Origin of the sequence: Riemerella anatipestifer, from assembly GCF_009670965.2 — a bacterium.
Lineage (GTDB): Bacteria > Bacteroidota > Bacteroidia > Flavobacteriales > Weeksellaceae > Riemerella > Riemerella anatipestifer_B.
The window spans coordinates 1855212-1875562 of sequence record NZ_CP073239.1 but is presented as its reverse complement, the minus strand read 5'-3'; the positions used below and the strand labels follow the sequence as shown (position 1 = coordinate 1875562).

General features: G+C 34.4%; 18 protein-coding genes. 9 read left to right on the top strand and 9 right to left on the bottom strand.

What is annotated here, in order from left to right:
* Positions 1–145 precede the first annotated feature (145 nt).
* Positions 146–2080, top strand: coding sequence for a DNA topoisomerase (ATP-hydrolyzing) subunit B (gene gyrB / locus D1J36_RS08645; protein WP_154136774.1), 1935 nt, complete (start codon positions 146–148; stop codon positions 2078–2080).
* Between the two features lie 68 nt (positions 2081–2148).
* Here gyrB and D1J36_RS08640 read toward each other — a convergent pair whose 3' ends face one another.
* A complete protein-coding gene (locus D1J36_RS08640; RefSeq protein ID WP_052910838.1) occupies positions 2149–2475 on the bottom strand; it encodes a single-stranded DNA-binding protein in 327 nt (108 codons plus the stop codon).
* 228 nt (positions 2476–2703) lie between these two features.
* On the opposite strand from D1J36_RS08640, the gene D1J36_RS08635 reads away from it, so the two are divergent.
* The 6 genes from D1J36_RS08635 to D1J36_RS08610 all read left to right on the top strand — a co-directional run bounded on the left by D1J36_RS08635 (position 2704) and on the right by D1J36_RS08610 (position 6375).
* On the top strand, positions 2704–3249 hold the full coding sequence (locus tag D1J36_RS08635) for a DUF1599 domain-containing protein (protein WP_154136773.1): 546 nt from the start codon (positions 2704–2706) through the stop codon (positions 3247–3249).
* A complete protein-coding gene (locus D1J36_RS08630) occupies positions 3242–4315 on the top strand; it encodes a BT_3928 family protein (RefSeq protein WP_154136772.1) in 1074 nt (357 codons plus the stop codon). The genes D1J36_RS08635 and D1J36_RS08630 overlap by 8 nt, the downstream gene beginning before the upstream one ends.
* A gap of 30 nt (positions 4316–4345) precedes the next feature.
* Positions 4346–4696 carry a hypothetical protein gene (locus tag D1J36_RS08625; RefSeq protein WP_004918936.1) on the top strand — a complete coding sequence of 117 codons (351 nt, stop codon included), beginning with the start codon at positions 4346–4348 and terminating at the stop codon, positions 4694–4696.
* Positions 4697–4714: 18 nt separating this feature from the next.
* Entirely contained in the window at positions 4715–5470 is a 756-nt protein-coding gene (gene tpiA / locus D1J36_RS08620) for a triose-phosphate isomerase (RefSeq protein WP_154136771.1), read from the top strand.
* 191 nt (positions 5471–5661) lie between these two features.
* Positions 5662–6144, top strand: coding sequence for a PH domain-containing protein (locus D1J36_RS08615; RefSeq protein ID WP_154136770.1), 483 nt, complete (start codon positions 5662–5664; stop codon positions 6142–6144).
* Positions 6145–6180: 36 nt separating this feature from the next.
* Positions 6181–6375: a hypothetical protein gene (locus D1J36_RS08610; protein ID WP_154136769.1), complete on the top strand. Its 195-nt coding sequence runs from the start codon at positions 6181–6183 to the stop codon at positions 6373–6375.
* A 50-nt stretch (positions 6376–6425) separates the two neighbouring features.
* On the opposite strand, the gene D1J36_RS08605 is transcribed toward D1J36_RS08610, so the two are convergent.
* The 3 genes from D1J36_RS08605 to D1J36_RS08595 form a co-directional block, all read right to left on the bottom strand.
* Positions 6426–9911: a protein O-mannosyl-transferase family gene (locus tag D1J36_RS08605; protein ID WP_185147736.1), complete on the bottom strand. Its 3486-nt coding sequence runs from the start codon at positions 9909–9911 to the stop codon at positions 6426–6428.
* A 124-nt stretch (positions 9912–10035) separates the two neighbouring features.
* A complete protein-coding gene (gene tatC / locus D1J36_RS08600; protein WP_252339387.1) occupies positions 10036–10863 on the bottom strand; it encodes a twin-arginine translocase subunit TatC in 828 nt (275 codons plus the stop codon).
* Positions 10864–10883: 20 nt separating this feature from the next.
* Positions 10884–11843 carry a KpsF/GutQ family sugar-phosphate isomerase gene (locus D1J36_RS08595; RefSeq protein ID WP_154136767.1) on the bottom strand — a complete coding sequence of 320 codons (960 nt, stop codon included), beginning with the start codon at positions 11841–11843 and terminating at the stop codon, positions 10884–10886.
* 144 nt (positions 11844–11987) lie between these two features.
* Between D1J36_RS08595 and recQ the strand changes: the two genes are divergently transcribed.
* Both recQ and D1J36_RS08585 read left to right on the top strand, forming a co-directional pair.
* Positions 11988–14192, top strand: coding sequence for a DNA helicase RecQ (gene recQ / locus D1J36_RS08590; protein ID WP_154136766.1), 2205 nt, complete (start codon positions 11988–11990; stop codon positions 14190–14192).
* 4 nt (positions 14193–14196) lie between these two features.
* Complete coding sequence (locus D1J36_RS08585) at positions 14197–15267, top strand: glycosyltransferase (RefSeq protein ID WP_154136765.1); 1071 nt, start codon at positions 14197–14199, stop codon at positions 15265–15267.
* A 13-nt stretch (positions 15268–15280) separates the two neighbouring features.
* Here D1J36_RS08585 and gldG read toward each other — a convergent pair whose 3' ends face one another.
* The 5 genes from gldG to porV all read right to left on the bottom strand — a co-directional run bounded on the left by gldG (position 15281) and on the right by porV (position 20351).
* The gene (gene gldG / locus D1J36_RS08580) at positions 15281–16948 is read right to left on the bottom strand and encodes a gliding motility-associated ABC transporter substrate-binding protein GldG (RefSeq protein WP_154136764.1); all 1668 of its coding nucleotides are present in this window, start codon (positions 16946–16948) and stop codon (positions 15281–15283) included.
* 2 nt (positions 16949–16950) lie between these two features.
* Positions 16951–17685 (bottom strand): ABC transporter permease subunit, encoded by a 735-nt coding sequence (locus D1J36_RS08575; RefSeq protein ID WP_154136763.1) that lies wholly within the window; start codon positions 17683–17685, stop codon positions 16951–16953.
* 14 nt (positions 17686–17699) lie between these two features.
* Positions 17700–18245: a CopD family protein gene (locus D1J36_RS08570; protein ID WP_154136762.1), complete on the bottom strand. Its 546-nt coding sequence runs from the start codon at positions 18243–18245 to the stop codon at positions 17700–17702.
* Between the two features lie 10 nt (positions 18246–18255).
* Complete coding sequence (locus D1J36_RS08565; protein WP_154136761.1) at positions 18256–19083, bottom strand: SAM hydrolase/SAM-dependent halogenase family protein; 828 nt, start codon at positions 19081–19083, stop codon at positions 18256–18258.
* Positions 19084–19214: 131 nt separating this feature from the next.
* Positions 19215–20351, bottom strand: a complete 1137-nt coding sequence (gene porV, locus D1J36_RS08560) for a type IX secretion system outer membrane channel protein PorV (protein ID WP_154136760.1) — start codon at positions 20349–20351, stop codon at positions 19215–19217.

Genomic DNA, 20351 nt, shown 5'->3' with positions numbered 1-20351 from the left:
GTCAATAGATTACTGAAAAACATTAATTATTTTTACTCAATAAGGGAGGTTCTCAAATAAACTTAACGAGGATTATCAAGAATTTTATTTTTATCTCTTTTTTAAAATTTGTATATTTGTAATCTTTAAAAAATTATAAAGAATAATGAGTAATAAACAATATACAGCTAGTAGTATCCAATCTTTAGAAGGTATTGAACATGTGAGGTTAAGACCCTCTATGTACATTGGAGATGTAGGAGTAAGAGGTTTGCACCATTTGGTATATGAAGTTGTAGATAACTCTATAGACGAAGCTTTAGCAGGATACTGCGATACCATTACAGTTACCATTCACGAGGGCAATGCTATTAGTGTAAAGGATAACGGACGAGGAATCCCTGTAGATTTTCACGAAAAAGAACAAAAATCTGCCTTAGAGGTAGTAATGACTAAAATAGGTGCTGGTGGGAAGTTTGATAAAGACTCTTACAAGGTTTCTGGTGGACTTCACGGTGTAGGAGTTTCGTGTGTTAATGCTTTATCTACGAGTACCATTGCTACCGTTTACAGAGAAGGAAAAATTTATCAACAAAGATATTCTAAGGGTAGAGCTTTAGAAGATGTTAAAGAAATAGGAACTACCGATTATAGAGGTACAGAGGTTTTCTTTCAACCAGATGACAGTATTTTCAATGAATTAGTTTATAACTATGATACTCTTTCTGCTAGACTTAGAGAGTTAGCTTTTCTCAATAAAGGTATCAATATCACTATTACAGACGAGAGAGTAAAAGACGAAAAAGGAGAATTCTTAACAGAAACTTTCTTATCCGAAGGTGGTCTTAAAGAGTTTGTAGAATTTATAGATGGTAACAGAGAATCCATTATGGAGAATGTTATCTTCATGGAAGGAGAAAGAGATGATATTCCTGTGGAGGTTGCAATGAGATATAACACATCTTTCACGGAAAACTTACACTCGTATGTTAATAACATCAATACTCACGAAGGAGGTACGCATCTTACAGGATTTAGACGAGCTCTTACAAGAACTCTGAAAAAATATGCAGACGACTTAGGTATCCCTCAAAAAGAGAAAGTGGAAATTACAGGTGATGACTTTCGTGAAGGACTTACAGCCGTAATCTCTGTAAAAGTAATGGAACCTCAGTTTGAAGGACAAACCAAAACAAAACTTGGTAACTCCGAGGTGTCTGGTGCGGTGGATAAAATAGTAGGCGAAATGCTTACCAACTTCTTAGAAGAAAACCCAACCGAAGCTAAACAGATTGTACAGAAAGTAGTTCTAGCAGCTAAGGCAAGACAGGCAGCTAAAAAAGCTAGAGAAATGGTACAGCGTAAATCTCCTATGGGAGGAGCAGGCTTACCTGGTAAACTTTCAGATTGTTCATCAAAAGACCCAGCCGAATCAGAAATATTCCTAGTAGAGGGAGACTCTGCGGGAGGAACTGCTAAGCAAGGAAGAGATAGACATTTCCAAGCTATTCTACCATTGAGAGGTAAAATTCTTAATGTAGAAAAGTCTATGATACATAAAGTTTACGAAAACGAGGAAATCAAAAATATCTATACCGCTTTAGGTGTAAGCGTTGGTACAGAGGAAGATAGCAAGGCTCTTAATCTAAGCAAACTTCGTTATCATAAAATTGTCATTATGACCGATGCCGATATTGATGGTTCTCACATTTCTACACTTATACTTACCTTCTTCTTCCGTTATATGAAGGAACTTATTGAGCAAGGTTATGTTTACATTGCATCTCCACCTTTATATCTTCTTAAAAAAGGTAGCAAAAAGGTATATGCTTGGAACGAAAAAGAGCGAGAAGAAAAAACCTTAGAAATGTCTGCCGATGGTAAAGGCGTAGAAGTACAAAGATATAAAGGTCTTGGGGAAATGAACCCTGAGCAGCTTTGGGAAACTACACTTAACCCAGAAAACAGAATTCTAAAGCAAGTGAATATAGAAAATGCGGGTGAAGCAGATAGAATCTTCTCTATGCTTATGGGAGACGAAGTTCCTCCAAGAAGAGAGTTTATAGAGAAAAACGCAGTTTATGCAAAGATAGACGCATAATTAAAACTGTTTTCCCAAAGTAATAATAAAAAAGCCAAGTTTAGTTCTTGGCTTTTTTCATTCCCATATTATTTAGCTCTCCCCAAAAGCAGGATATCATTAGCTATAATTTCGGTAACGTAGCGTTTATTTCCTTCTTTATCATCATAACTTCGGTAGGTTAATTTACCCTCAACAGCTATCTCTTTACCTTTAGTAACGTACTTTTCTATAATTTCTGCTAGTCCTCCCCAAGCCACCACCTTATGCCATTCCGTCTGCTCTACCCTCTCTCCTTGTGCATTTTTGTAAATTTCGTTAGTAGCTATAGAAAGATGAGCTACTTTAGTATTATTAACCTCTTTAATTTCTGGTGTGTTACCTACATTACCAATAAGTTGAACCTTGTTTTTCATAATAGATTTATTTTTAAATTATATTTTAGTTTCTACGATTAAAAGTCTTTTACATTCACAAGACAAAGATGAGCTATCGCCAGAATAATACTCGGTATAAAATTATTTACTTTCGACTAAAACCATTTGTAACCGATTGTTGTCGTTAATTAGCAATGATATTTAGAGTTAAGCCCTATTCCTAATATGCTTTTTTTTCACTATCTTTGAAGAGTAATAACACAGTATATGCAGGATACTTCTAAACAATACGACGAAATTATAAACCTCTGTAAAGATTTATTTGGAAAGAAACTTCAAGATTACGGTGCAGCGTGGCGAGTGCTACGCCCAAGTTCTATCACGGATCAAATTTTCATTAAAATCAATAGGATAAGAACGCTTCAAATGACCGAAAAAAGAATGGTGGAAGAATCGGAGGAAGCAGAGTTTATAGCAATAGTTAATTACGCTGTTATAGGTCTTATTCAGTTAGAAAAGGGATTATCAGAGAATTTAGATACTGATACTGAAGAAATTTTAAACTTGTATCAACATTACACCAACGAAGCAAAAGCCCTAATGCAGAGAAAAAACCACGACTATGGTGAAGCGTGGAGAAGTATGAGAATTTCCTCTATTACAGATTTAATCTATCAAAAGGTACTTCGTACTAAACAAATAGAAGACAATAATGGACACACCTTAGTGTCGGAAGGGCTAGATGCTAACTATTTTGATATGCTTAATTACGCTGTATTCTGTCTTATAAAAATAAACGAACAAAATGCTTAAACGCTTACTAAGAATTATTGTTGCTCTTATTTTTATTGCTTCAGGTTTTGTTAAAGCAGTAGATGTTAAGGGGTTTTCATTCAAATTAGAAGAATATTTTTCTCCTCAAGTCTTTAATATTGAGATACTAGAGAGTTGGGCTCTTCCACTCGCTTTTTTTGTAGTGATTTTGGAACTTATTTTAGGGATTTTATTACTATTAAAAATTTCAGTAAAAAAAGTACTTCTAGCACTGATTGGGCTGTGTGTATTCTTTGCTTTTCTCACTTTCTATTCAGCTTATTTTAATGTAGTTACAGATTGTGGTTGTTTTGGAGATGCTATTAAATTTACACCTTGGCAAAGTTTCTGGAAAGATATCGTGCTTCTTGCTTTGCTCCTTCTACTCTACTTTGCGTACAAAGATAAGATTTCCATTTCTTTCATGAGAACAAGAGGTTCTGTACTGTTTTTAGGAACAATAGTTTCTCTATGGATAATGCTTCACGGGATTAAACATGAGCCTATTATTGATTTCAGAGATTATAAAATAGGAACAGATTTAAAGTCTGAAAAAAAAAAGATTGAAGAAAATCCGTCCGAATACAAGACTTTTTATACCCTTGAACATAAAAAAACTAAAGAGATTATAAAAGTTAACCAAGACGATTACATCAACCAAAACTATTGGCAAAATCCTGATTGGGTAATCCAAGAAGACAAAACCACTTCCGAGGTAGTGAAAGAGGGCTATGCGTCTGAAATTGTAAAATTTAAAATAGAAGACCTGCACGGTAATGATATTACAGATAGCCTTATACAAGCTCCAAAAACGGTTTTGGTATTTAGCTATAAACCCACCGAGGTAGATACTAATCTCTTAGAAGCGGTAGAAAATAAAGTTTCCAAGCACCGCAAAACAGTAGTTTATGGAGTTTCTACGGCACAAAATACATTTAAAATGCTACCAAATGCAATGATGGACGGCACAGCCATCAAGACCATAGCGAGGAGCAATCCTTTCGTACTCGTTTTAGAAAATGGGAAAATTACCGATAAAAAAAGTGCAAAAGATTATATCAACTAAACATTAAATTAACTATACAATAAAAATAAAATGCAAAAATCAAACAAATCTATAGCAGGTTATCATTTGTTAATGATTCTCTCTGCCGTGGACTACGAAGTACAACCAGAGGAAGGCATCGTTATCCAAAAGTACCTTGCTGATGAGTTTCCGTTCAGAATCAATTTAGATAACGAATTGGAAGTCATTGCAACACTACAACCAGAAGCGTGGAAAGACCATTTTGAGTTTCATGCTCGTTGTTTCCTAGATGATTCTACCGAAGCAGAAAGAAAGAAATTTGCAAAGTTTGCAAAAACACTCATTAAAGCAGATAATGAGGTTACAGAAAGAGAACATCAGTTCTACAAACTGATGAAAACTATTTGGAAATTAGACTAATCTTAAAGCATTGATATTATGAGAAAAAACATTGTAGCAGGAAACTGGAAAATGAATAAGAATTTTTCGGAAGCTAAAGAGCTTATGCAACAACTATCCGATTATACTAGCAAGCATACGCCTAACTGTAAGGTAATGATAGCGCCACCAGCTCTTTACCTTACCACAGCTAAAGATATTTTTAAAAATAAAGAGGTAGAAGTATATGCTCAGGATATTTCCGAACACGAATCTGGAGCTTATACAGGAGAAATCTCTGCTGCTATGGTAGCTTCTGTAAACTTAGATGGTAGTATTATTGCTCATTCTGAACGCAGACAATACCACGGAGAAACCGATAGCCATGCTAATAGAAAAGTAAAAGCCTTATTAGATAAAGGACTTATTCCTATCTATTGTAATGGCGAAAATTTGGAAGAAAGAAAGTCTGGTAAGTATTTAGAAGTTATCAAAAATCAAACACAAACGGCTTTGTTTACTCTAACTGCTGCAGAAATAAAGAAAGTGGTTATAGCTTACGAGCCTGTATGGGCAATAGGCACAGGAGAAACTGCCACCGCAGAACAAGCACAAGAGGTACATGCTTTTATTAGAAATATGATAGCAGAAAAATATGGCAAGGAAGTGGCAGATGAAGTATCTATCCTTTATGGAGGTTCTGTAAAGCCAAGCAACGCTAAAGAAATTTTCTCTCAGCCTGATGTAGACGGCGGTCTTATAGGTGGTGCAGCTTTGAATATAGAAGATTTCTCAAAAATAATAGAGGCTTTCTAAAAGAAGCTAATATTTTTTTGACTTTAAAAATAGAATACTGAGAGTTTTTATAGCTCTCAGTTTTTTATAAATTTCATTACTAAAATAAAGAAAGAAAAAGATGGTGAAATAGTTTTCAATTCTGAAATTTTGTTTAATTTAGTAGAATAGGAAGAGTTTAACTATTGTCTCACTAAAATTTAATAAAATTTATGAAAGTTTTTAAAAGCTCTAATTCTACCGAAGTAAATATCATAACAGGATTAACCTTAATCATTTTAAGTTTACTCATAGTTACCTTATTTTACAATAATATAGGTGAATATGTTAATGTTTATTTTAAGTTCGGAGTTTTGTTGATAATTTTACTAGTAGCTATTTACTTTTATGCAAATTCATTAAAGAAAGTTAAAATTACAGACAAGTACCTTATTTTACAAAAAAATATAGGTTATCAGATGATACCTCTTGGTGATATAAAGTCTGTTAATAAAACTGAATTCTCAAATCTTACAGCTACATTCAGTTCAAAAGGTTTTTTTGGCTTTAATGGAGTCTTAATGGATGATACAGTAACTTTTGTTAATGATAGAAAAAATATGGTGAATATTTCTACATCTAAGAAAAAATATTTGCTGAGTGTAAATACTCCCAATGAGTTTATAAGGGATATTATAAATAGAAATAATGATTAGGTTGTAGATTGCTATCCTAGCTCTATTAAGCTTAGTTTGGGAAACAATTCAAAAAACACAGTATTTCTGTATAAAAAAAGAGAAATTTCGGAACAGCAATTTGTGAAGTTGGCTAGTAATAAAAAGAATCTATCCATCATCATTATTAAAGATTCTAACAAAATAAAAGGTATGAATTACAATCCTGTAATTGTACATCATATTGTTATGGCAAAACCTAATAGAAAATAGGCTACTCTTTTTAGGGTAGCCTATTTTTCTATATTCTATAAGTTCTTAAATTACTGTGTTGCTTTTATAACAGCATCGGTAATTTGGTTTGTTTTTTCTGAAGTGTAGGTACTATCATAAGGCTTCATTACCTCAAAAAGATACTGATAAAAAGGTGTTATTTTCTGCACATTTTCAGATTCTTGGTATGCCTTTTCTTTCCCCATAGCTTTTAGCTGATTTATAAATGAATTAAATCTACTATCAATAGGTTTTATAGAACTTACTAAGTAATTATACGCCTTCTGTTCCTGTCCTATTTTCTTATAAGCATCAGACACAGAAGCTACTACCATAGAGTACAGCAATGGCTGAATGCTCATTTCTCTTTTAACATATCTTTGATTTTCTGGTGTTAAAGACAAGTAATAATCATACTCTTTGAAAATAGACTTTTTAAGTTCTTCTGCCAATTCTAAACCTTTCTTCTCTTGTCCAGACACAATATAACCATAAACAATGGAATTAAGTGAACGAGGGTCATTATATTTAGATACAGGTATTTCCTTATTTACCAAATCTAATACCTCTTGAGCTTTTTTATTTTCTCCTTTCGCCATTAGAGCCTCTGCAGCTCTACTTGCAGAACTTCTATAACTGATGATATTAGAAGTACAAGTTTCATCAAAGTGAACATTAACATCTTTAAAATTGCCCCATCTAAAGTTTTTAACTATTCTATAAAGGTCATCAGCATCTACTCTACCTAACTCTCCATCTTCTTTTTCAGGAGTTTTTATAGGTACAAGACGGTAGCTGAAACCATCATACTGTAAATAATCTTTCAAAAAGAAAATATTACTCGCATCATAAATACCTCCAACAGAGAAGTTGATAGACCTTTTCCAATCAAAATTAGCTAAGATATCTAGCATCATTAAATCATTTTTGAATAGTGTAGATTTTTTATAGTCTATCACAATATAATCCTCTGCTAAAGCTACATCTTGAGGTTTAATAATACCAGCCTTAACTGCATTTTGCTTATTAACAGGAAGTATGAATTTAGACACTGGTAAAACATTGTACTGTTCGTATTTTTCTTCACCGTAAATCATTTTTAGTACCATATCCTTCTCAGGAGACTTATTCTTTAAGAATGCCACAGCTTCTTTTAAAGTCATACTATCTTGCGTCATATACTTTTCAAAGCCTTTTAACACATTATCAGGAGCACCGCTTTCTTTCAGATTAGCAAATATATTTTTCCAATCTTCAGTGCTTAGAGTATAGATTTGTTCATTTATACCTTCTCTATACTCCTCGTGTTTAAGTGCCGATGCTACAGGCATTGCGTTGTAGGTACGTCTTTTTACTTGGTCTATATACCAAGGCGTAGCTAAAAGGGTAAAGTTTACCACCTTTACATCATCTCTAAACTGTTCTGTCTCTTGTATTGCCCAAAGTGGATAAGTATCATTATCACCATATACGAAGAGAATGCCATCTTTAGGAAGTGATTTTAATGTAGAATAAGCATAATCATAAGCGGCATATCTTCCACTTCTATCGTGTGGATTGTAATTTTGGAAGCCCATCATTAACGGAACTCCTAAAAGTAAAACTCCGGCACCTAAAATTGCACTAGATTTTTTAACTTTTTGATTCAATAATTGTAAGATAAAAGCGGCTCCTAAACCTATCCAAATCGTAAAGGCATAGAAAGCTCCCACCATAGCATAATCCCTTTCTCTTACTTCAAAAGGTTTTACACCTGTATAGAAAACAATTCCAATACTAGTAAGGACAAAAAGGGATAACAAAGCATAGAACCTCCCAAAATCTTTAGTATACTGAAAGAACGCTCCCAATAAACCTAAAATAAGCGGAAGGAAAAAGAAATAAACTGTACTTTCATTTTTATACTTTTCAGGCATATCCGATTGGCTGCCGTACAGATAATTATCTATCACAGGAATCCCTGATATCCAATTTCCGTTGGTGTTTTCCATATGACCTTCCAAATCATTTTGACGACCAACAAAATTCCACATTAAATATCTTACAAAATAATGTCCATTTTGGAAAGTAATGAAGTAGTCTAAACTCTGTCCAAATGTAGGCTTTTTAAGATTGATTAAGTGGTACTGTTTTGCTTGTAGATAATCATCAACGGTAATGGTACCGTTATCATATTTTTTTCTAAGTTCATCAAAATACTTATGAGCCTCAGGATTATTTGCTATATCTTCGTCGGCATAGTTAAACTCAAAGTCTGGAGCACCATACATAGAAATGTAATTAGACATTACATTCTTATCTTGCACAAACATTCTTGGCATAAAGCCTACATGTGCCTTGTTATAAACATAATTGGTTTTATCTCCTACTTTAATGTAACGTCCTGTAGTTTCGTCCTTTTCGTAAGTTTCGCCTGTTTTTATCGTTTTTAAACTTCCATCTTCATTCTTTTCCATTCCGTTCCAGTCTAAATGGGCGGTATAGTTTTGTCCATACAAAGTAGGCCAATCTCCATATTGCTCGCGATTATAATAATCAAGCATACCAATGGCGTTATCAGGATTATTAAGGTTCATTGGTGGATTAGCATTGGCACGAATAGGTATCATCAACCAACAAGAAAAACCAATAATCATATAAACCATAGATAGCACCGCCATTTGTATCAATCTATTTCCTTTGGAACGAACATAGTTAATAGCAAAGTACCCTAAAGCAATGAGTACTAAAAACGCAAAGATAGTCCCTGAATGGAAAGGCAATCCTAAACCATTAACGAAGAATATCTCCGACTTACCAAACATCGTCATCACAAAAGGAAAAATCCCTTTAAACACAAGAGCGAGAACAAATAATGTAATTACATTGGCTATCGCAAAAGATTTCCAAGAGAAATCATAATTTCTAGAGTAATAAACCAAACAGATAAATGGCACTACCAACATTACCATCATATGAACTCCCACGGAAAGCCCTATTAGGAAAAAGATAAGGATAATCCATCTCTCGTTATCAGAGGATTGATATTCGTTCTCCCATTTGGTTATAAGCCAAGCGATTAACGCTATAAATAATGATGCCATAGAGTAAACCTCTCCTTCCACAGCAGAAAACCAAAAAGTATCCGAAAAAGTGAAACACAAAGCACCTATCAATCCTGAAAATAGAATAACCCATTTCTCGTTTTCGGTAACTTCCTCAAAATCTTTATGCAATAGTCGTCTAACCAAATGAGTGATTGTCCAAAATAAAAATAAAATGGTAAAGGCACTAAACAAGGCTGACATTGCATTGATAACCAAAGAATAATAAGCCCCATTACCAAAGGCGAACATCGCAAACACCGCACCCACCAGCTGGAACAATGCCGCTCCTGGAGCGTGTGTAACCTCTAATTTCACGGCAGAGGAAATATACTCGCCACAATCCCAAAAGCTAAAATTAGGTTCTATGGTAGATAGATAGGTTATTAAGGCTATCCCAAAAACTATCCAGCCTAAAATGGTGTTCCATTTTTTAAAACTCCAGTGCTTCATCATATTTTTTAAACTTTGGTGCGAAAATAATGTTTTTCATCTATTTATAAAAGAAAAAGACAAGGAGAGTTTGCTTTTATCCTTGTCTTTATATTACCTGGTATTACTTTATAAAATTCATTACTTACTTTGGTAACGGTAAATTAAGAGCTTCTTCCTTTTTAATTTTTCGGTAAACTAATGCCGACATCAAGATGCATATTTCATAAAGAACTACTAGTGGAAATGCTGCCGCCAACATACTGATAATATCTGCGGGTGTAATAAAAGCCGCCACCACCATAATTACCACAATAGCGTGTCTCCTATAAGTCCTTAAAAACATAGGAGTAAGTATGCCTATAGAAGTAAGTATATAAACAATCATCGGGAATAAAAATATTACCGCCATACCCAAAACAACTTGAAGTAAAATGGTAACATAGCTTGATAAATCTATATCTACCCTTACAAAATCCGAAATACTAAAAAAATAACCAAAATTGATAACAAAAGGCATTACCAAAAAGTATCCTGATAATGCTCCCATCACAAATAGCACCCAAGTTCCGTTGATGATGAAAATAGAGTTTTTTCTTTCGGATTCTTTAAGTGCTGGACTGATAAATTTCCAAAGCTCCCAAATAACATAGGGAAATGCGATGATAAGCCCTCCAACTACAGAAACAGCCATCATCATATTAAACTGTTCAAACAGTCGCCTTACTTGTATCGGAAACGAATGCGGCATCACAATAACATCTTCGCCCACAAACATTCTAGAAAAATAATTAACCACTCTAAAAGTGAGAAAATCTGGACGAGTAGGACCGAAGATAATATGATCCATAATCCAATTAATATTAAAGCCAATTAAAAATCCACCTACTACAATGGCTATTATAGAACGCACCAAATGCCCTCTAAGCTCTCCTATATGCCCTAAAAAGGACATTTCTTTTTCTTCACTCACTAGTTTTATTTTTTACAAAGTTACAAGATTCCTTCGTCTAACAAAGTATGCAAATCTATAATCCCAAAATAGTTACCTTTATCCGTTACAATCAGCTGACCTATGTTATACTGTTTTAGTATCTTCATAGCTTCTTTTGCTAACGCTTCTTTATCTATTGTTTTCGGAGTTAAACTCATTATATCTTTAGCTTTAATCTCTTTAATATCATCATTACTCATGAGCATTCTCCTTAAATCTCCATCAGTAATAATACCTTTTATAGCTTCTCCTTCCGTAACTACTGTAACTCCGTGGGTAGACGCACTAATGGAAATTATCACTTCCTTAATGGAAGCCTCCTCTGAAACTTGAGGCTTTTGTGAAGATAAAAACTGACCTACCTTAGCCGTAAGATTCTTACCTAAACTTCCACCAGGGTGAAACTTTGCAAAATCGGTATCTTTAAAATGATTGATTTCCATAAGACACACAGCCAAAGCATCTCCCAACGCCATTTGCACTGTGGTAGAGCTTGTTGGAGCCAATTTATTAGGACACGCCTCTTTCTCTACAAAAGTGTTAAGCACAATATCCGAATGTTCTGCTAGTTTGGATTTTAAATTTCCTGTCATACCTATAAGCCCCGCCGAATATTGCTTAAGATATGGGGCGAGATTAACTATCTCTGGTGAATTACCAGAATTAGAAATACATAAAACAACATCATTTTTTTGAACCACTCCTAAATCTCCATGGATAGCCTCTGCTGCGTGCAGAAACTGTGCAGGTGTTCCCGTAGAATTAAGCGTTGCCACAATCTTATTCCCCACATGAGCAGACTTACCTATCCCTACCACAATTAACTTACCGCTTGATTTATTGATGAGTTCTACCGCATCTAAAAAACTATCATTCAGATTATCTCTTAGCCTTTCCAATTCTGCTATTTCTGTATCAATAGCCTTTTTAGCAATATCTATAAGAGCGGTAGATTTCATTATTTATTATTTTTTATTTATTTTCGTACCTCAGAACCTAACTTAGATTAGAAAACAAAGTTTTATTTTATTAACTAATTTAATTTAAAACCAAAAGTTTTTCTTACCTTTGGTAAGTTGCAAATTTAGTAAACTAAACTAAAAATGACTAAAAAAACATACAATTTAGCAGGAGAGCTCAAAAAATATTTTGGATTTTCCACCTTTAAAGGACAGCAAGAGGCTATTATCAGTACACTTCTTGGAGGTAAAGATGTATTTGTACTTATGCCTACTGGTGGAGGTAAATCTCTTTGTTATCAGCTCCCTGCACTTATTTCAGAAGGTACAGCTATTGTGGTATCTCCACTTATTGCTCTGATGAAAAACCAAGTAGATGCAGTTAATGGGCTTTCCTCTGAGGAAGGAGTGGCTCATGTACTTAATTCTTCTCTTAATAAAACGCAGATAAAGCAAGTTTTCAATGATATCAATAGCGGAAGAACCAAACTATTATATGTCGCTCCCGAATCATTGATAAAAGAAGATTATTTAGATTTTTTAAAACAAGCTAATATTTCTTTCGTAGCCATAGATGAAGCACATTGTATCTCTGAATGGGGACATGATTTTCGTCCAGAATATCGAAATTTAAAAGGTATTATAGATAAAATAGCTAATGTTCCTGTTATTGCTCTCACAGCAACAGCTACTCCTAAAGTACAAGACGATATTCAGAAAACATTGGGTATGTCTGATGCGGTAGTTTTTAAAGAAAGCTTTAACCGACCAAATCTATTTTACGAAGTACGCCCAAAAGTAGATGTAGAAAAGGAAATTGTAAAATTCATCAATAAAAATAAAGGGAAGTCAGGGATAGTTTACTGCCTTAGCCGTAAAAAAGTAGAAGAATTTGCACAGACTTTACAAGTTAATGGCATCAATGCTCTACCCTATCACGCTGGATTAGACCAAAAAACAAGAGTGGCTAATCAAGATAAATTCTTAATGGAAGAATGTGATGTCATCGTAGCTACTATCGCTTTTGGTATGGGGATAGATAAGCCTGATGTTCGTTTTGTGATACATTATGATTTCCCTAAATCTTTAGAAAGTTATTACCAAGAAACAGGTAGAGCTGGTAGAGACGGCGGCGAAGGACATTGCTTAGCATTCTACGACCCTAAAGATATTGAGAAACTAGAGAAATTTTTAGCTCAAAAATCTGTTTCGGAGAAAGAAGTTGGCTTACAATTGCTAAACGAAGTAGTAGGATATGCCGAAACTTCTATGAGTAGAAGGCAATATATACTTTATTACTTTGGTGAGGAATTTGACCCAATTAACGGTGCTGGTGCCAAAATGGACGACAACTCTGTAAATCCACCTAAGCTAAAAGATGTTACAAACGATTTTAAAACGGTAATAAATCTCATTAAAAGTTTAGAAGAAAAGTTTAAAACAAAAGATTTAATCGCCGTTCTTCTAGGCAAAGAAACACCAACTACCAAATCCTATAAGTTAGAAAAATCCGAGTTCTTTGGTATAGGTAAAGAAACTTCGGATAATTATTGGAAATCTATTATCAGACAGGCTACGGTAAGAGGCTATATTATTAAAGATATAGAGACCTATGGAGTACTTAGGGTGAGCAAGAAAGGACAGAATATTATTTCTGGAAAAGACAAAGAACCTTTCTTAATTGCTGAAGATAGAGAGTACGATTTGGCTCAGACTAAAGCAGACTCTGACCAAGTACAGCTCCAAAGTGGCGGTGGATTGGATAAAGTTCTATTTAATCAGCTTAAGGATTTAAGAAAGAAAATCGCTCAAAAACAAGGCATTCCTCCTTACACCGTATTTATGGACCCCAGTTTAGAGGATATGACGGTGCAATACCCTATCACTATAGAAGAAATTGCAAAAGTTTATGGTGTAGGCGAAGGGAAAGCTAAAAAGTTTGGAAAAGAGTTTGCCGAGTTCATCAAAAAATATGTTGAAGATAACAACATAGAACGCCCTGATGATATGGTGATAAAAAAGGTAGCTAACAAATCTAGTCACAAAGTTTTCATCATTCAAAATACGGATAAAAAGATAGATTTAGAAGATATTGCTAATGCTAAAAACCTTTCGATGGACGAACTCATTTCCGAAATGGAAAGTATTGTTTACCAAGGTACAAAACTTAATATAGATTACTACATAGAAGATAATTTTGACGAGGAAATGGTAGATGATTTTATGGAGTTTATGAAAGAATCTGAAAGCGATAGTATGAAAGTGCTTCTAGCGGAGTTTGGAGAGGAATTGAGTGATGACGAAGTTCGCCTGCTTAGAATTAAGTTTATTAGCGATGTAGCCAACTAATTTTATGAAGAAAAAGGAGATTATTTTTATTCTTCCAGATATGGAAATGGGTGGCGCAGAACGAATTGTAACTACCATTGCTAATCATCTACCGAGAGAAAAATTCACTCCTAAAATAATGCTTCTTAGAAAAGAAGGCGGTTATTTAGATTTTCTAAAAAAGGATATAGAAGTTATAGATTTAAAAACACCTAGAATACGCCACTCTCTAAAACCTATTTTGAGAGAAATATGGAGGAGAAAGCCAGACATTGTATTCTCTGGATTTGGCGAGGTAAATGCTTATTTATCAATATTTACACGACTTTTTCCTAAGATGAAATTTATCGCTAGGGAGACCAATGTAGTTTCTAAACATGTTACAAGAAAAGAAATTAAATTTTTCTATAAATTTTATAATAACTTCCATACTATTATTGCTCAAAGTGATGATATGGCGGAAGATTTAATTAAAAATTTCAATATAAAACCTAACAAAATTACCAAAATCAACAATCCTGTTGATTTTGAATTTATAGACCAACAGTTTTCTATTTCAAAAAGACCTGAGCTATACTCAAACGAGGCTAAAAATGTGGTTGCCATAGGTAATCTATCTGAAAGAAAGGGGTTTGATAATCTACTCAAAGTCTTTTCTTTTCTTAAAAATGAACCGATAAAACTCCATATTTTAGGCGATGGTAAGGATAAAGAGCTTCTCCACCAAATGAAAGAAGATTTGGGGCTGTCTAATGTGATATTCCACGGAAAGCAAAAGAACCCTTATCAGTTTCTAAAGTATGCCGACTTATTTATTCTCTCTTCAAGGTACGAGGGCTTCCCTAATGTATTACTAGAGGCTGGAGCGTGTGGTACTTATGCCCTTGCCAATAACTGCCCTGGAGGAATCAACGAAATTATAAAACACGGTGTAAATGGAGAAGTTGCAAACATAGAAAATCACAAAGAGTTTTCAGAAAAAATAAAGTCAGTATTATCTCAAGGAGATTATCCTAAAGAAAATATAAGAAACCACATCTACTCTCTGTTTTCCAAAGATGTGATTTTAAAGCAATATGTCAATTTGTTAAACTAATAAAATTACAGATTTATTTTACATACTTCTGTTTCCTCCACCAATAAAACAAAGCACTCAATATAGCTATTAGAACTAAAGGAGATAGTAAATTAAACCACTGCCATTCGGTTCTTTCTTGTTCTATTCTTCTAGCATCTAAAAGTCGAGCTTCTATGTTTCGGTTTCTAAGGCTCATAAGGTTAGAGTCGTCCAAAAGCCAATCTAAAGCATTTCTCAAAAATTGTTCGTTGCCATATTTTTGGTTGGTCAGCAAATCTACGCCTAGAGGCAAAGGCTCCCCTTTAAGAATTTGATTCCTACCTACATCTCCATCTGCGATTACAAGCATTTTATTTTCAGCACTTTGATTTTTAAAATTAGGAAAACTACTTCGCTCACTTCTATTAGCATAAGCAGACCTAAATTTACCTTCTAAACTTACTGCAAAAATCTTGGGAGTGCTAGGTCGTTCCATTGCTCCTAGAGAGTCCGCATTCACAATTTCGGAGAGAGCCACATAGTTAGGCACTGCCTTGCTAGAAGTTCTTTCACTAGACTCAAACAAAACCTGTTTTTTTACCCCTTCTCTAGAGAGGGTGTCTATCGCAGTAGGAAACTCAAACTTTACAGGGTTGATATTTTTAGTAATGACATGAGGCGTTTCTGATATACCTAACGGAAAATAAGGCCAAAGGAAGTTTTTATATTGAGGATTTCCTGCAATTTCTCCTGCACCTAGCCTTATAAATGCTGTTTTCTTAAAGTCTTTCACTAAAGCTGGCGTAATTCTTACTCCATAATTAAAGAAAAAATCGGTAAGATTAAGATCTACAGGATATGCCATAATCTTTTTTGCTTGGAAAAGTGTATCCATTTCAGCGTTTACTGCATCTAGCATCCATAGCATCTTCCCACCATTCATAATGTATTGGTCTAACACTACTTTTTCTTCATCGGAGAAAGGTTTTCTAGGTTTGGCAACCACAAGAGCGTCCATCTTTTTAAGTTTAGGCATATCGGTAGCAGAAAGCCCTGTTTCCTTTTCAGGAATGATAGCTCCTATGTTATAGTTTTCTAACGCCATATCCACAAATCCTTGGAATGCATCAGGCTTTAACTCACTATGATTAACGATGATACCGATGTTTTTTCTATGTTCAGTAGTCAGAGCTTTTATATTAGAAATAAGGTTGTACTCTAAATTTTCTATAGATTTATTAAGCTGAGTGCTCGCATCTAGCCCTACTTGATCTATAATCAACGGAACGGAAGTCCCATAATCTGCATAACGCATTACTGCATAGGGAAACAGCACAATTTCTGATACCTTCCCATCTTTCATATCTGGAAGAATAGACGGTTGTATTCCCATAGCCATTAGCGTATCTTTTGACATTTTAGTCTTAATAGGGTCTATGAATTTATAGTCAATTTTAGGATTGATTTTCCTAAACTCTTCTAGCATAAATTTGGTTTCGCTTTGGAGTTGTTTAAACGATGCAGGGAAATCTCCGTCCAAATAAACATCTATCACCAAAGGTTTCTTAACCGATTCTAAAGTCTTTATGGTAGCCTCATTAAGTGTGTAGCGTTTTTCTTCTGTTAGGTCAAACCTCGTTTGAAATATACCAAAAACGCCCAATAGAATTACTATTCCTGCTACTATAATGGTGATATTATTTTGAAGCCATTTTTTCATACTTAAATCTTCTTCTTTTTATCAATAAAAAATGTGGAAAGAGACAAACTAATCATTATTATCAACAGAAAATAAAATACATCTTTGGTATCTATCAAACCTCTCGTAAATGCCATAAAATGATGGTAAAAGCCTAAACTTTGAAGCCAATAATCTGCTGCTCCCAATAGTTTATAACTTGCCAATTGTTCAATCCCAAAATACAATATGAAATTAACAAACACACCTAACAGATACGCCATAATTTGATTAGACGATAAGGTAGATGCCAAAACACCCACACTAGAAAACGCTGCAATTAAAACCGATAATCCGATGTAGCCTCCTAGCGTCATTCCTAAATCCAAATTACCTTCCGCCATACCAAGAGTATAGACCGTATACATATAAAATAACGATGGCAACAAACATAAAATCCCCACTAAAAAAACGGCTAAAAACTTCCCTCCTATAATTTCAAAAGTTTTTAAAGGTTGAGAAAATAGCCAATAGAGCGTGCCGTTTTGTTGCTCCTCTGCAAAGGATTTCATACTCAACGCTGGAATAATGAACATTAACAACCAAGGCGATAAAACAAAGTAGCTTTGCAAAGAGGCAGTTCCTATTTCTAAAATATTAAAACTATTATCAAAGAAAAACAGAAACAAAGCTCCAATAAGACTATACACAGCGATAATTAGCCACGCCGACCAACCGCCAAAATAGGCTTTAAAATCTTTTTTAAATAATGCTATCATTTTATTAGAAACGATTATTTTTTATTTTTATTGACTAACTTTACTGTGAGCATAATTACCACTACAAGAACTATGAAGCCCACTATCAACTGCCACCAATAATCTATCACAAAAACTTTTAAAATTACTGTGAATACTACTAAAAACAGTAGGAAAGTAGCAATTTCATTTGCCTGTCTTAATTTAATATTAGGAGTAGAAAGTTCCGAAAAATTAAGATTTTTTACCACTAAAATTTTCTTCCAACACCAATAATGATATACCGCTAAACCAATTAAAAAAGTCAGTTTCAGATGAAACCAAGGCATTTTCATCAGATAAGGATTCATCATGATAAGAATGACTCCAAAAATAAGCATCAACACTCCAGCAGGAACGGTAATAATGTTCCATAATCGCCTCATCATAAACAAATATTGTTCTCTAAGAATGGTTTGCTTTGGAGCATCAAAATCATCGGTATCCTTATAGTACACAAACAATCTCACCAAATAAAAAATCCCCGCAAAATAGCTTACCATAAATATAATGTGTAATGCCTTTATGATTAAATATGCCATAACTTATGATTTAATTTTTGTTAAATTCTACATACACTTTTTCGCCCACACTTACGCCTAATAGGGTTTTTGCACCGTTATTTTTAGTTCCTTTATAAATACTAATTTCCAGCAAATCTGCATCATTAAATAAGACTAAAGGCTTACCATGATATTGTCTCTCATTTTCCCAATCTTTTACAACATCTGTATACTGATTATAAATTTTTGACAGAGCATAGCTCCTAAATTTTACAACAAACTCATCATAAGCTGCCGCTTTCTTCTCAAAAAATGCTTTACTGATGTTAGACACGGCATTACCAAAATTATCTACATACATAATTTGCCCCACAATGAGGTTATCTGTTTCTATCGCCTTAGGGAAAGATATTTTTTTAGGCTCATTATAAACACGCCCTATCACTTCTGGCAAACCGCCATTATGAAGATGAACCGCTGCAGGAACTAAAACATCAGTAGCTGTGAAATTAACTTCGTCATCAAATCTATTATTCAAAGTAATTTCATAAACTTCCTCTGGATTGATATTGAAGAAAATTAGACTAAGAATGCCATTATCTGCCGCTACAAAATAATGTCCGTCTACTTTGTAAACCACCGCCTTCCTATCTTTATGATAAAAACTATCTACTGCGATAAGATGCACCGTACCCTTAGGGAAATAAGCATAAGCATTCCTAACGATATACGCCGCCTGAAGAAGATTATAAGGTTCTACATCGTGGCTAAGGTCTATAAGCCTAGCATCAGATTTTAGAGCCAAAATACTCCCTTTAATAGCACCAACCCTATGGTCTACAAGTCCGTAATCAGATGTAAGTGTTATCACTGGCATAGTGCAAAGATAAGGATTTTAGGGCAGTAGTCTATCTTATTTTTAATTCTGAAATATGATTTTTATATAAAAATTTAGGCTAACCTATGATAAAGATTAGCCTAAAGAAATTGTATCTATTTTAACCTATGTTAGCGGTCAGCATTAGAAGTATCGTCTCCTATGTTCCAAGTAAGCCCGAAACGCAATGTATTATCTAAAGCCGTATTAACTTTAGATGTATTGATAAGATAAGAAATATCTAATCCGAAAGATTGATAATTAAAACCAATACCTACCGTAGCAAACTGTCTTCCTCCCTGAAGTTGACTTTCTCTAAAATAACCCGTTCTTACCGCAAAGGCATTGTCATAAGAATATTCTAACGCTCCACTTAGCATCAAACTTTGTGGATTGCTAAAAGACTTCCCTATCCCTTCCATTACACCCACATTAGGAATTTGAGGCGTGGTACTACCTGCAGGAATTTCAGAGCCTGGCACCAACAGTTTAGAAGCCTCTACACTAAGCCCTACTTTATTAACATCGTCTAAAAATACATCATAACCTCCACCAATTCTAAAAGTAGTTGGCAAGTAAGAACGAGAAGTATCATCTCCTGTATAGTCTAACTTAGGACCTAAATTTTGGATTGCAAAACCTGCTCTCGCCTGCCCCTCATAGTCACCAAAACTCTGATGTTTAGGAGATTGATAAAAACCAGAAACATCTACCGCGAAACTATTAGCTGGCTTAAGAGTATTATCTGAATTAAAGCTACCAAAATCTGAACGAATATAACGCCCTGTAACCGCCATAGAGTAAGTATCAGACAGTTTTAAACCATAAGATAAATCAATCGCAAATTCGTTTGGAGTTACAGTTCCCTCTTTTGTTACTTGGCTTCCGACTAATTTGGTTAAATCTACCTGCCCCATATTAAAGTAGTAGATACTAGCGCCTAATGTAGAACGCTCTTCTTCTCCTAAAAAGGTATGATACCCAGCATAGAGAAGGAAAACATCATTAGTTAACTTACTCATATAAGGTGTGTAACTTACGCCTACAGACGAAGAAGTTTTACTAAAAGGATATTTTGCTGCGTTCCAAAACTGCGAAAATGCATCTGAAGAAGTTGCCACCCCTTGATCTCCCATACCTCCTGCTCTTGCATCTGGAGAAATTCTAAGAAAAGGAGCTCCTGTAAGCACTTGTCCTTTTTGCTGTGCTAATGCTAAGGTACTAGCCGTTACTCCTAATCCTAAAAGTAGTTTTTTTGTAATTTTCAT